The organism is Leucobacter sp. USHLN154, from assembly GCF_037145595.1.
Taxonomy (GTDB): domain Bacteria; phylum Actinomycetota; class Actinomycetes; order Actinomycetales; family Microbacteriaceae; genus Leucobacter; species Leucobacter alluvii.
On sequence record NZ_JBBCXF010000001.1, the window covers coordinates 537,901 to 551,003 of the forward strand.

The following is a 13,103-nucleotide window of genomic DNA, read 5'->3' on the forward strand; positions in this document are numbered from 1 at the left end:
CGCGTGTGAGTGCGAACGCGATCCCGACCCCGTACGAAGACCTGCTGCGAGAGGTGTACGAGCACGGCACCGCCAAATCTGATCGCACCGGCACCGGTACGCGCAGCCTCTTCGGGCGGCAGATCCGTTTCGACCTCGCCGAGTCCTTCCCGCTCATCACGACGAAGCGGGTGCACTTCAAATCGGTGGCAGTCGAACTGCTGTGGTTCCTGCGCGGCGAGGGCAACACGGCCTTCCTGAAGGAGCACGACGTCAGCATCTGGGACGAATGGGCAGACGCGAACGGAGACCTCGGCCCCGTGTACGGTGTGCAGTGGCGCTCCTGGCCGACGCCGAGCGGCGAGCACATCGATCAGATCGCGAACGTCATCGATCAGCTGCGCACGAACCCCGACTCGCGGCGCATCATCGTCTCGGCATGGAATGTCGCCGACCTGGGCGACATGGCGCTGGCGCCCTGCCATGCGTTCTTCCAGTTCTACGTCGCGGATGGCAAGCTCTCGTGCCAGCTCTACCAGCGCTCGGCTGACATGTTTCTCGGGGTGCCGTTCAACATCGCCTCGTACGCGCTGCTCACGCTCATGGTGGCGCAGCAGACCGGTCTCGAACCGGGCGAGTTCGTCTGGACGGGCGGGGATTGCCACATCTACGACAATCACGTCGAGCAGGTCGAGCGCCAGCTCGCGCGCGATCCGTTCCCGTACCCGAGCATCGAGATCCGCAAGGCCGACTCGATCTTCGCGTACACGCTCGACGATTTCGAGGTCGTCGGCTACGAGCATCACCCGGGCATCAAAGCACCGGTCGCGGTCTGACATGATTCTCGGCATGATCTGGGCGGAGGCCCGTGGAGGGGCGATCGGCCGCGACGGCGAGATGCCCTGGCGCCTGCCGGAGGACGCGGCGTTCTTCAAGGAGCAGACCCTCGGCGATCCCGTCATCATGGGGCGCGGCACCTGGGAGTCCCTTCCCGCTCGCTTCAGGCCGCTCCCCGGCCGTGAGAACTTCGTGGTGACCAGCACGGCATCGTACGACGCGCCCGGAGCGACGGTGGTGCCGTCGCTCGAGAGCGTGCTCGACGAGCTCGCCCGCGACAGCGGGCCGCACGATCGCGTGTGGATCATGGGCGGAGGCCAGCTCTACCGGGCGGGCATGCCGTTCGCCGACGAACTCGTCGTGACGAGGATCGGACTCGATGTGCCGGACGCCGATACCTTCGCTCCCGAGATCGGTCCTGAATGGACGCTGGTCGACCCGGGGACGCCGGAAACGTCGCGGACCGGGCTCGAGTATCGGTTCGAGCGGTGGCGCATGGGGGCTTCGCAGGGAGAACGTCCGGTAGCCTAGTCTCGTGGCACACCCAGAGAATCCTTTCGGTCAGGTCCTCGTCGCACTCATCACGCCGTTCCACGCTGATGGTGAAGTCGATTGGGCTGCGACCGAGAAGCACATCGACGACTGCATCTCGAGCGGCGCGGATGGCATCGTCGTCACCGGTACGACCGGCGAGACGAGCACGCTGACCGACCCTGAGAAGCTGAAGCTCGTCGAGGTCGCGAAGTCGGTTTCCGGTGGCCGCGCCAAGATCATCACCGGCGGCGGATCGAACGAGACCGCGCACGCGATCGAGCTCTACCGCGCCAGTGAGAAGGCCGGAGCCGACGGTGTGATGATCGTCACCCCGTACTACAACAAGCCGACGCAGGCCGGCCTCCTCACCCACTTCCGCATGGTCGCCGATGCGACGGATCTCCCCGTCATCCTGTACGACATCCCGGGCCGGACCGGGGTGCCGATCAAGTACGAGACGCTGCTGCGGCTCGCCAAGCACCCGAACATCCTCGCCGTGAAAGACGCCAAGGGCGATTTCAGCGAGGTCAGCCGGGTGCTGAACCAGACCGACCTGATGTACTTCTCGGGAGACGACGCGAATGCGCTGCCGCACCTCTCGATCGGCGCCACCGGCCTGATCGGCGTCACAGCGAACATCGCCGCCGCGCCGTACCGCGCCATCGTCGACGCCGTCAACGCGGGCGACCTGCATACGGCGCGCGCGGTCCATCAGCAGCTCGAGCCGCTCGTTCGCGCGGTCATGACCCACGTTCCCGGCACCGTCGCCGCGAAGTACATTCTGCACGGCCTCGGCCGTATCAGTAGCCCGCGCGTGCGATTGCCGCTCGTCGGTCCCGAAGAGTGGGAGGCCGCCCTCATCGAGGACGAGCTCGCTCTCATCACCGATGCCCCAGGCATCGACCTTTCGAACTTCAGGCCGGACCGCAATGCGGCTGCCGGCGGTGCCCTGCCCCAGATCGCAGGCACCACCCGCTAATAACAGGAGGCTCAGTGCCCAACCCCGTAATCACACCGCCCGCTCTCGAAGCGGGCACCCTTCGCATCACGCCGCTCGGCGGCCTGGGCGAGGTGGGCCGCAACATGACGGTCTACGAAATCAACGGCAAGCTGCTCGTCGTCGACTGCGGCGTGCTCTTCCCAGAGGAGCACCAGCCGGGCGTGGACCTGATCCTGCCCGACATCTCGAAGATCGAGCACCGCCTCGGCGACATCGTCGCAGTGGTGCTCACGCACGGCCACGAAGACCACATCGGCGCGGTTCCGTATCTGCTGAAGCGGCGGGAGAACATCCCCCTCATCGGCTCGAAACTGACCCTGGCCTTCGTCGAGGCCAAGCTCAAGGAGCACCGCATCCGCCCGGAGACGCGCGTCGTCGCCGAGGGCGATCGCATCACGACGGGTCCGTTCGACCTCGAGTTCATCGCGGTCAACCACTCGATCCCCGACGCGCTCGCAGTCGCGATCCGCACCGATGCCGGGCTCGTCATCGGCACGGGCGATTTCAAGATGGATCAGCTGCCCCTCGACGGCCGCATCACGGACCTGCGCGCGTTCGCCCGTCTCGGGGAAGAGGGCGTCGACCTCTTCATGACCGACTCGACCAACGCCGAGGTGCCGGGCTTCACCGCGCTCGAGAAGGACATCGGTCCGGTGCTCGAACGCGTCATCGAGAAGGCGCCGGGCAAGGTCGTGGTCGCCAGCTTCTCGAGCCACGTCCACCGTGTGCAGCAGGTGCTCGACGCCGCTCAGAAGAACGGCCGCCGCGTGGTGCTCCTCGGCCGGTCGATGGTGCGCAACATGAAGATCGCCTCCGATCTCGGATACCTCACGGTTCCGGAGGGCGTGCTCGTCGACCTCAAGAAGAGCGGCGATATTCCCGACGAGCGCATCGTGTACATGTCGACCGGATCCCAGGGTGAGCCGATGGCGGTGCTCGCGCGCATGGTGAATCAGGAGCACCAGGTGGAGATCGGTGCGAACGACACGGTGATCCTCGCCTCGAGCCTGATCCCCGGCAACGAGAACTCCGTCTACCGCATCATCAACGGGCTCATGAAGCTCGGTGCGAACGTCGTGCACAAGGGCAACGCCAAGGTGCACGTCTCGGGTCACGCCTCCGCGGGCGAGCTCATGTACTGCTACAACATCGTCCGCCCGAAGAACGTGATGCCGATTCACGGGGAGTACCGCCACCTCATCGCGAACGCGGGCGTCGCGATCCAGACGGGTGTGCCGCAGAATCGCACCATCATCGGAGAGAACGGCACGGTCGTCGACCTGGTCGACGGCGTCGCCCGCAAGGTGGGCCAGCTCGAGATCGACTTCATCTACGTCGACGGCAAGAGCGTCGGCCGTGTCACCGACGAAGACCTCCGAGACCGCCGCACGCTCGCGGAGGAGGGGTTCATCTCCGTCATCACCGTCGTGGAGACGAGTCTCGGCCAGATCGTCTCGGGGCCGGAGGTCCACGCCAAGGGCGTGGCCGAGGACGACAGCGTGTTCGACAAGATCAAGCCGCAGATCGCCGACGCGCTCGAGCAGGCGATGAAGGACGGCGTGACCGACCCGCATGCGCTGCAGCAGATCACGCGTCGCACCGTCGGCAGGTGGGTGGGCACCAAGCTCCGTCGCAAGTCGATGATCGTTCCTGTCGTGGTCGTGGTGTAGCTCATGGCGACCGCTTCGGCTTCGGCCGTCGCCCGGTTCGCCACGGACGCGGAGCGCTCCGAGTGGGATGCGCGCATCGCCGCGAACCCCGGGGGCGGCGAGGTATGGGCCGGCGAGGAGTACCTGCAGGTCAAGCGCACGCAGAACGGCTACCGCGATCTTCGGGTGATCGTCGAGCGCGCCGGGCGGGCGACGATCGCCGTCGGCGTGCTCGCGAAGCGGGTGCCGCTCCTCGGCTCGTGGTGGCATCTCCCCGCAGGTCCCGAGGGCGAGAGCGCCGCTGACGTGCTCGAGGTGGCGGCTGCCGTCTCGAGACTCGCCCGGTCATCGGGAGCGTTTCTCCTCAAGATCGAGCCGCGTCTCGGTCGAGACGCGATTCCCGAGATCCGCGCCGCGGGGTATCGGGATGCCGTTCGCATCATCCCGAATCCGTCGACGATTCTCGTGGACGTCTCCGGAACGGAAGAGGAGGTGTTCGCGCGTCTCGGCAAGAAGGCGCGCAACGCCGTCAATCGTGCGGGGCGAGACGGGATCGTCGTGACGCGCGTCGATCCGACGGCGGAGCACAGCGCTGCGCTGTACCGGCTGCTCCAGGAGACCGCAGAGGGGCGGTTCGTGCTGCGATCCGAGCAGTACTACCGCGAGTTCTGGCAGAGCTTCGCGCGTGCCGGAGCGGGGCAGATGTTCCTCGCCCACCGCGACGGCGCGCTCGTTGCCGGAGCGTACGCGATGGCGCTCGGTGAGAAGACCACCTACAAGGACGGCGCCTCCGTGCGCGCGAAGACCGCGTACGGTGCGTCTCACGCGCTGCAGTGGGAGGTGATCCGCTGGGCCAACGAGCGCGGCGCGACCGTCCACGACCTCTGCGGTGCGCCCCCCTCCGACCGGGTGGACGATCGGGAGCACCCGTTGTTCGGCGTCGGACAGTTCAAGCGATCGTTCTCGCCCCGGATCATCGACTACGCGGGAGCCTTCGATCTCCCGCTGCGGCCGCTCGCGTATCGCGTCTGGGGCGCGCTCGGCGACCGGCTCGCGCGGCGCGCCTCGCTCGCCATTCGGAAGGATCCCTACTACTGATGGCTGCCGGACTCATACGCGCGAGCGCGGTCATGGCCTCGGGCACGATCGTCTCGCGCGTGCTCGGCCTGGTCAAGGCCATGCTCCTCGCATACGCGATCGGCTCGGTCGGGGCCCGTTCCGCCGACGCGTTCGCCAACGGCAACCTGCTGCCGAACACGGTCTACATGATCCTGATCGGCGGCGTCCTGAACGCGGTGCTGGTGCCGCAGATCGTCAGGGCGGCGCAGAACAGCGACGGCGGCGCCGGGTACATCAACAAGATCTTGACGCTCGTCACGACCGCGCTCGTCATCATCACGGGTCTCGCGATGGCGGCCGCTCCGTGGATCGTGCGGATCACGGTCGAAGGCTGGGGCGAGGACCAGCTGGCTCTCGCAACCGCCTTCGCGTACTGGTGCATGCCGCAGGTCGTCTTCTACGGCATCTACACCGTGATGGGCGAGGTGCTGAACGCGCGAAGCCGGTTCGGCCCGTTCACCTGGGCGCCCGTGCTCAACAACCTCATCGCGATCACGGGCATCCTCGTCTTCATCGCCATGTTCGGAGCGGATCCGGAGGGCCGTCTCGCGGTCACCGGTTGGAGCGCCGATATGATCGCGGTGCTCGGCGGCAGCGCGACCCTCGGCATCGTCGCGCAGGCATTGATCCTGTTCGTCTCATGGCGCAATGCCGGTATCCGATTCCGTCCCGACTTCGCCTGGCGGGGCGTCGGACTCGGCCACACCGCGAGACTCGCGACCTGGACGCTCGCCATGGTCGTCGTGATGCAGGTCGGCGGCATCGTGACGAACCGCATCGTGGCGATCGGGTCGGGGGAGGGGCCGTCGACGAGCGCGATGCAGAACGTGTGGCTCATCTTCATGATGCCGCACTCGGTGATCGCCGTATCCCTCGCGACCGCCTACTTCACGCGGTTGGCCGAATGGGGGCAGTCGGGCCGGATGGCGGAGTTCAAGAGCGACTTCTCGGCCTCGGTGCGCCAGATCGCGCTCGTCATGGTCTACGCGGCCGTCATTCTCGTAACGGCCGCTCCATTCATCGGCCGCGTCATCAATTTCGGGGCGCTGCCAGAGCAGGTGGAGATGTTCGGCGAAGCTCTGATGGCCTACTCCGTCAGCCTTGCTGCGTACAGCTTCCTCTTCGTGGTGCAGCGGGCGTTCTACGCCCTCTCCGACACGCGCACGCCCTTCGTGTTCACGACGATCCAGATGGTGATCGTGATCGCGCTCTCCCTGCTGCTCCCCGTGCTCGTCGCGCCCCGCCACATCGGATTCTCGTTCGCATTGATCTGGTCGTTCGCCACCATCGTCGAAACCGTGATCGCGACCTGGTTGCTCCGGCGGAAGATCGGCTCGATCGACGGGCGCAGGATCGCGCAGAGCTTGACCAAGTACGCCATCGCGGCGGTGCCGGCGATTGCCGTCGGGCTCGTCGCGACGCACGTCGGGCGCATCATCGCCCCGGAGTTCAGCGTCTGGCAGGCCCTGCCGTTCGCGGCCGTCGAAGCAGTGATCGTCGGCATCGTGTATTTCCTGGTGCTCCGACTCCTCAGATCGTCCGAAGTTTCGGATATCGTCGGCACCGTCTCTCGTATTCTCGGAAGGAATCGTTCGTGACCTCCCTCTTCGTGACCCCGTGCACCGATCGTGCCGAGTGGGACGCCACCGTCAGAGAACTCGGCGGCCACCCGCTGCAGCTCTGGGGCTGGGGCGACGTGAAATCCGCCCACCGCTGGAAGGCGGAGCGCGTGCTGGTGCGCTCCGGGCGTCAGGAGGGGGCCGTGGTCGTCGGCGCCTGCCAGCTCCTGACGCGAACCCTGCCAGGTCCGCTCGGAGATTTCGTCTACGCGCCCCGCGGGCCCGTGCTGGCGCGAGACCCCGCGGACGGCGAGCGCCCCGCGAAGGCGCCGGCGCCATCGGCCGTGGCAGACGCGATCGCCGACTACGTGCACGGATCACGGCGGGCGGTGGCGCTCTCGATCGAGCCGGACGAGAACGCGGGGGAATTCCCGCTCTCGAAATCGTGGCGTGCAGCCGAGACGCCCGTGCTCCCGGCCCGTACGTTGATTCTCGATCTCCGGCGGTCGGAAGACGAGCTTCTGGCCGACATGTCGAAGAAGCATCGTCAGTACATTCGGAAATCGGGCAGGGAGGACGCGATCCACATCCGCCCCGTCGAATCGCTCGAGCAGCTCGACGTCTGCCTGGAGGTCTACCGGGAGACGAGCGAGCGCGCGGACTTCGGCCTGCATGAAGACTCGTACTACCATGACGTGTTCACGATGCTGGGCGACGACGCACCCGTCTGGGCTGCTTACGTCGAGGATCGGCCGGTCGCATTCCTGTTCATGGCGAAATCGGGCCGCACCGCCTTCGAGCTCTACGGCGGGATGGACGAGACGGGTCAGCGCCTGCGGGCGAACTACGCGCTCAAATGGCACGTCATCAGGCACATGAAGTCGCTCGGCATCGAGCGCTACGACTTCGGCGGGCTCATCAACGACGGAGTGACGACGTTCAAGACCGGGTTCGCGTCGCACGAGAACCTGCTCGCGGGCAGCTGGGATCGCCCGGGCGCTGGCTATGCGCTGTGGACCAAGGGGCTGCCGCTCGCGAAGCGAGCGGTGCGGGCGCTCAAGCGCCGCTGAGGTCCGGCGCAGCCGGGGAGCGCGGGCTTCGCTCTCCGGGTGATTCGGGTGGGCCCGGAGCGTCAACTCGCCAATGTCGGCGGTCGAACGTACCCTCGTACCATGGCCAGTAAAGCTTCGTCGCGCCAGAACGCGGGCAAGACCGCGACACGGGGTGCCCGTACCGCGGATACCCGGGCGACCGCGAAAACGAAGGTGCTCGCCGAGCCTGAGCCGACCGACGGCGTGATCGTCCGCGCCTGGAACGGCTTGGCGCACGCCTTCGGGGCCGCCGCGCGCGCCTTCCGGGTCGAACCGCTCGCTCCAGAGGACCGCCGAGACGGGGTCCCCTTCCTGCTCGTGCTGCTCGCGATCGTCGGGGCGGTGATCGAGTGGTTCTTCATCGGTCAGACCTTCGCGGTCGCACTCGACGCGTGGTCGTTCGGAGGCCTGTTCGGTCGTGTCGCCTTCGGCCTGCCGATCATCATGGCGGGGTTCGCGCTCTGGCTCTTCAACCATCCCTCGAGCGTGCACGACAACCGCCGCATCGCCACCGGGCTCACGCTCGCGGTGCTCTCCATCGCCGGCATCTGCCACCTGTACGGCGGCATGCCCAACCCGTGGGAGAACCCGGAGCGCCTCAGCGCCGCAGGCGGTGTCTTCGGCTGGCTCGTCGGGGGAACGCTCGGCTATCTGACGATGTGGGTCGCCGTGCCGGTGCTGTCGATCCTGATTCTGATGTCTCTGCTCATCGTTCTCAAGACGCCGCCATCCCGCATCGCGCAGCGCATGCGGGAGGCATACGTGTTCCTGTTCGGCGTCAGCGGCGACCCCGAAGCGCCCGCGGAGCCGCCGGCCCCCAAGCGCAGTCGCAAGCAGGCGCGCGCCGATGAGCAGGCGCTGTTCGATCTCGAGGCGCAGGAAGGCGACGGAGACGCGATGCCCTGGTGGCGTCGCAACGCGTCGGGCCGTGAGGAGGACCCGGAGTACGCAGCCGATCGTTCGGCGCTCGACTCCGCCCTCGGCGGGCCCGCTCCCGAGCCCGAACGGAGCGGCGCCTTCGAGTCCGCGCTGGCACCCGAACCGGAGACCGGCGTCTTCCCCTCCGACCTCTTCGACGACCTCGAGCAGGCAGAAGCAGCGGTGCAGGCTGCCGCGCCGACTCCGGCCTCTGGTCTCGGAGATGATTCCTGGGACGACTTCGCGCCGTCAGCGCCGGAGACGGCCGCTGACCAGCCCGCTGCCGCGCCCGCATCCGAGCCGTTCGTCGTCGCGCCCCCGCACAGTCCCGCCGATCAGGCGGCCTACCAGCTTCCGGATCAGCATGCGCTCGCGACTGGCGACGCGCCCAAGACCCACACGGAAGCCAACGACCTGATCACCGCGGCCATCGCGCGGGTCTTCGAGGAGTTCAAGGTCGATGCGCGGGTCTCCGGCTTCTCGCGCGGGCCGACGGTCACGCAGTACGAGGTCGAGCTCGGCCCCGGTGTGAAAGTGGAGAAGGTCACAGCGCTCTCGAAGAATCTGTCGTACGCGGTCGCGTCGAACGAGGTGCGCATTCTGTCTCCGATCCCCGGCCGCAGCGCGATCGGCATCGAGATCCCGAATCAGGACCGCGAGAACGTCGCACTCGGCGACGTGCTGCGATCGAGCAAGGCGCAGCGCAGCGTGCACCCGATGACGATCGGCGTCGGCAAAGACGTCAAGGGAGGCTTCGTCGTCGCCAACCTCGCGAAGATGCCCCACCTGCTCGTCGCCGGAGCCACCGGCTCCGGCAAGTCGAGCTTCATCAACTCGATGATCACCAGCATTCTGATGCGCGCTACGCCGTCCGACGTCCGCATGGTGCTCGTGGACCCGAAGCGCGTCGAGCTCACCGTGTACCAGGGCGTGCCGCACCTCATCACGCCCATCATCACGAACCCCAAGAAAGCGGCGGAAGCGCTGCAGTGGGTCGTGAAGGAGATGGACATGCGGTACGACGATCTGGCGAGCTTCGGCTTCCGCCACATCGACGACTTCAACGAAGCCGTGCGCTCGGGCGGCATCGTGCTTCCCGAGGGAAGCCAGCGCGTGCTCAAGCCGTACCCGTACCTGCTCGTCGTCGTCGACGAGCTCGCCGACCTCATGCTCGTCGCCCCGCGCGACGTCGAGGACTCGATCCAGCGCATCACGCAGCTGGCGCGCGCCGCCGGGATCCACCTGGTGCTGGCGACGCAGCGTCCCTCCGTGAACGTCGTCACCGGCGTCATCAAGTCGAACGTGCCGAGCCGGTACGCCTTCGCCGTCGCCTCCGGCACCGATTCGCGCGTCATCCTCGATGAGGTCGGCGCTGAGCGACTCATCGGACAGGGAGACGGCCTCCTCCTGCTCAACGGCGAATCGTCGCCGGTCCGCGTGCAGGGCGCGTGGGTCGGCGAGGCAGAGATCGCGCAGGTCGTCGCGCACGTGAAGGCGCAGGCGCAGCCTGAATACCGCGCTGACGTCGCTCAGGTGGTCGAAAAGAAGGAGATCGACGAGGACATCGGCGACGACCTCGAAGTGCTCGTCGCCGCGATCGAGCTGGTCGTCTCCTCGCAGTTCGGATCGACGTCGATGCTGCAGCGCAAGCTTCGCGTCGGGTTCGCGAAAGCCGGGCGACTGATGGACCTCATGGAGTCGCGCGACATCGTCGGCCCCTCTGAGGGGTCGAAAGCACGTGACGTGCTGGTCAGCCCGGAGCAGCTCGCGGAGGTGCTGGCGCGTGTGACCGGTGGCCCGTCGGCCCCGGCTCCAGCGTTCGAACCGCCGCGGCCCCCGGCTGCTGCGACACCGGGCGTCGCCGCTGCGGCGGTCGGCGCCTCCGCAGTGAGCGCCGCCCCGTCCGCCTCCGCTCGCGAGGATGCCGTGACGGATGTCATCGACCCGCTCGACCCCGCACTGGGGTTCGGCGACTCGCGATACGACGATCCGATCGCGCAGCATCAGTCGACGCTCGAAGAAGTCGAAGACGACGGCGACGAAGATGCGTGGCAGCTCACGGGGCGCGACTGAGCTGCGAAAGCCCTCCAGGTGCCGCGCGTGCGCACCACACGATGTGAACCCTGAGACGTACGACAGAGGAGACGAGCATGACGCACCCGGACGGAACCTCTCCGTATGCCGCGAACGGGCAGACGGCAGGTCGTCGTCCGCAGCGCCAGACCTGGATCTGGGGAATGACCGGTGCTCTCGCGGTGGTCGTGCTCGGGGCCGCTGGAGCAGTGGTCGCCGTCGACGCCCAATCGAACAACAGCGCAGCAGTTCGCGCCGTCGCAGCGGAGTACGTGGAGGCCGTCGCCGCTGGCGACGCGAACGGCGCGGAGCGGCTTTCCAACGACACCGAATCCGCGCGTCCGAACGCAGCCCCGGATCCGGCTGCGTTCGCGTCAGCTGAGCACATCAGCGACAGTGAGCTCGGGCGCATCCGCGTCGACTTCGAGGCCGGCCGCGCCTCCGGGCAAGTCTCATACGAACTCGGCGGCTCCTCGTACTCCGATCAGCTCGAGCTGCGCCGCACCGCTGACGACGAGTGGCGCGTCACATCCGGCCTGAAGTACCAACTCGCGATCGACGCGTCGGGCGGAGGTGCGCTCGGACTCCGGGGCGCGGACGATCCGCTCCCGTCCGACGCCCCGTCGATCACTGTGTACGCGGGCGAGTACGCGCTCATCTCGCACAACCCGTTCTTCGAAACCACGGATGACGCGCGCGTCGCCGTGACATCGAATGCTGACGCGCTCTTCGCGTCCGACTGGATCGTTCCCGGTGCCGACTACGCGGCGGAGGTGCGACGGCAGGTCGGTATCGCCTACGAGGAGTGCGCCGAGCAGACGGATGTGTGGGAATTGCAGTCCTGCGGCATCGCCGCCGAGGAGCCGAGCGCCAAATTCTCTTCGAGCCCCGCGGTAGACGTATCCGTTGAGATGACGGAAGCTCCGACGGTCAGCGCCCGTGATGAGCTGTCCACGTGGATGGAGATCGAAGATCGAGGCTCGTTCCGGGCCACCTACACCGGACGAGACGCTAGTGGTGATGAGATCACCGAGAAGATCGATCTCCAGGCATCCTCGGCCGACGTCGAGGTGACCCCCACAGCAGATGGGCTCGACGTGGCGATCTACCCGTACTAGAACCCCGCTGCGGCCACTCAAGTAGGCTGCTGGCATGACCGGCAACGCACCCGCCTCCGCGGCGCCCAGCAACTGGAACGCTCCGAACATCATCACGGGCGCGCGCATCATTGCCACCCCCTTCTTCCTCTGGATGCTGCTGGCCGACGGCGGCGCAGACGGGCCATGGCGCTGGGCGTCGGCGGTGTTCTTCGTGCTCGCGATCGCGACCGATGCCTGGGATGGCCACATCGCGCGATCGCGAGGCCTCATCACGGACCTCGGAAAACTGCTCGACCCGATCGCGGACAAGTTCCTCACCGGTGCCGCACTGGTCGGTCTCTCGATCCTCGCGGAGCTGCCGTGGTGGGTCACGATCCTGATTCTGCTCAGGGAGATCGGGATCACCGTGCACCGTCTGCTCGTGGCGCACGATGTGGTGCTCGCGGCCGCATGGGCCGGCAAACTGAAGACCGTCGCGCAATCCGTCGCCATCACGCTCGCCCTGCTCCCGCTCGCCGCCGTCGTCGGACCGGCAGCGCCTGTCGTCGTCTGGGTGAACATCATCACGATGACGATCGCCTTCGTGCTCACGATGTACAGCGGCATCGATTACGTGGTCGGGTACCTCCGCGCGCGGAGGTCGGCGCGGTGAAGTCCGGTGCTGACCGCGACCTCGTCGCCCGCATCATCGAGCGCGCAGCGTCGCGCGGGCTCCGGCTCGCCGTCGCGGAGTCCTTGACCGGCGGGCTCCTCGCCGATGCCGTGGTCTCGGTGCCAGGAGCCTCCCGCGTGTTCAGCGGCGGCGTGGTGGCCTATGACACCGCGCTCAAGCATGCACTGCTCGGCGTGGACGCCGAGCTCCTGCGCGAACGGGGCCCGGTCGATGACGAGGTGGTGCGCCAGATGGCGGAGGGCGTGCGGCGAGCCTGTGCGACGCCGAGGGGGAGTGGACCCGTTGTCCCGGCTGATGTCGGCGTCGCGACCACGGGGGTTGCAGGGCCGGACCCCGACGCGCAGACCGGTCAGCCGGCCGGAACGGTCTGGATCGCCGTGAGCTCTGGCGAACGCACGCAGTCGCGGCTGCTCTCCCTCGACGGCGACCGCTCGAGCATTCGTGCGGATGCCGTCGCCGCGGCGATCCAGCTGCTGTGGGAGCGCCTCGAAAGCGAGCGTGCGTCGGAGCCTCGCTGACCTCGGTACGCTGGAGGGCGATCGATCATCGCAGATCGCGGCGATCTTGCTCC

The 13,103-nt window shown here is 67.5% G+C and carries 11 protein-coding genes; all 11 read left to right on the forward strand.

Features of this window, described 5'->3' with window-relative positions:
* Positions 1–5: 5 nt before the first annotated feature.
* The 11 genes from WFH23_RS02555 (at position 6) to WFH23_RS02605 (ending at position 13,050) form a co-directional block, all read left to right on the forward strand.
* Positions 6–815 (forward strand): thymidylate synthase, encoded by an 810-nt coding sequence (locus tag WFH23_RS02555; RefSeq protein ID WP_336661480.1) that lies wholly within the window; start codon positions 6–8, stop codon positions 813–815.
* Positions 816–828: 13 nt separating this feature from the next.
* A complete protein-coding gene (locus WFH23_RS02560) occupies positions 829–1,347 on the forward strand; it encodes a dihydrofolate reductase (protein WP_336661481.1) in 519 nt (172 codons plus the stop codon).
* A gap of 4 nt (positions 1,348–1,351) precedes the next feature.
* On the forward strand, positions 1,352–2,329 hold the full coding sequence (gene dapA / locus WFH23_RS02565) for a 4-hydroxy-tetrahydrodipicolinate synthase (RefSeq protein WP_090147837.1): 978 nt from the start codon (positions 1,352–1,354) through the stop codon (positions 2,327–2,329).
* A 14-nt stretch (positions 2,330–2,343) separates the two neighbouring features.
* Positions 2,344–4,020, forward strand: a complete 1,677-nt coding sequence (locus tag WFH23_RS02570; RefSeq protein ID WP_090147838.1) for an RNase J family beta-CASP ribonuclease — start codon at positions 2,344–2,346, stop codon at positions 4,018–4,020.
* Positions 4,021–4,023: 3 nt separating this feature from the next.
* The gene (locus WFH23_RS02575; RefSeq protein WP_336661482.1) at positions 4,024–5,097 is read left to right on the forward strand and encodes a lipid II:glycine glycyltransferase FemX; all 1,074 of its coding nucleotides are present in this window, start codon (positions 4,024–4,026) and stop codon (positions 5,095–5,097) included.
* Positions 5,097–6,716, forward strand: a complete 1,620-nt coding sequence (murJ, locus tag WFH23_RS02580; RefSeq protein ID WP_211647958.1) for a murein biosynthesis integral membrane protein MurJ — start codon at positions 5,097–5,099, stop codon at positions 6,714–6,716. The genes WFH23_RS02575 and murJ overlap by 1 nt, the downstream gene beginning before the upstream one ends.
* Positions 6,713–7,747: a peptidoglycan bridge formation glycyltransferase FemA/FemB family protein gene (locus WFH23_RS02585; RefSeq protein WP_200329487.1), complete on the forward strand. Its 1,035-nt coding sequence runs from the start codon at positions 6,713–6,715 to the stop codon at positions 7,745–7,747. Before murJ ends, WFH23_RS02585 begins: the two co-directional genes overlap by 4 nt.
* Before the next feature lie 102 nt (positions 7,748–7,849).
* A complete protein-coding gene (locus WFH23_RS02590) occupies positions 7,850–10,759 on the forward strand; it encodes an FtsK/SpoIIIE family DNA translocase (RefSeq protein ID WP_336661483.1) in 2,910 nt (969 codons plus the stop codon).
* 77 nt (positions 10,760–10,836) lie between these two features.
* Positions 10,837–11,877 (forward strand): hypothetical protein, encoded by a 1,041-nt coding sequence (locus tag WFH23_RS02595; RefSeq protein WP_336661484.1) that lies wholly within the window; start codon positions 10,837–10,839, stop codon positions 11,875–11,877.
* A 34-nt stretch (positions 11,878–11,911) separates the two neighbouring features.
* Complete coding sequence (gene pgsA / locus WFH23_RS02600; RefSeq protein ID WP_336661485.1) at positions 11,912–12,511, forward strand: CDP-diacylglycerol--glycerol-3-phosphate 3-phosphatidyltransferase; 600 nt, start codon at positions 11,912–11,914, stop codon at positions 12,509–12,511.
* Positions 12,508–13,050, forward strand: coding sequence for a nicotinamide-nucleotide amidohydrolase family protein (locus tag WFH23_RS02605; protein WP_090147852.1), 543 nt, complete (start codon positions 12,508–12,510; stop codon positions 13,048–13,050). Before pgsA ends, WFH23_RS02605 begins: the two co-directional genes overlap by 4 nt.
* Positions 13,051–13,103: the final 53 nt, after the last annotated feature.

Coding starts and splice junctions, on each gene's coding strand:
- WFH23_RS02575 (WP_336661482.1), top strand. CDS start 4,024: ATGGCGACCGCTTCGGCTTCGGCCGTCGCCCGGTTCGCCACGGACGCG.
- WFH23_RS02595 (WP_336661484.1), top strand. CDS start 10,837: ATGACGCACCCGGACGGAACCTCTCCGTATGCCGCGAACGGGCAGACG.
- WFH23_RS02590 (WP_336661483.1), top strand. CDS start 7,850: ATGGCCAGTAAAGCTTCGTCGCGCCAGAACGCGGGCAAGACCGCGACA.
- murJ (WP_211647958.1), top strand. CDS start 5,097: ATGGCTGCCGGACTCATACGCGCGAGCGCGGTCATGGCCTCGGGCACG.
- WFH23_RS02560 (WP_336661481.1), top strand. CDS start 829: ATGATCTGGGCGGAGGCCCGTGGAGGGGCGATCGGCCGCGACGGCGAG.
- pgsA (WP_336661485.1), top strand. CDS start 11,912: ATGACCGGCAACGCACCCGCCTCCGCGGCGCCCAGCAACTGGAACGCT.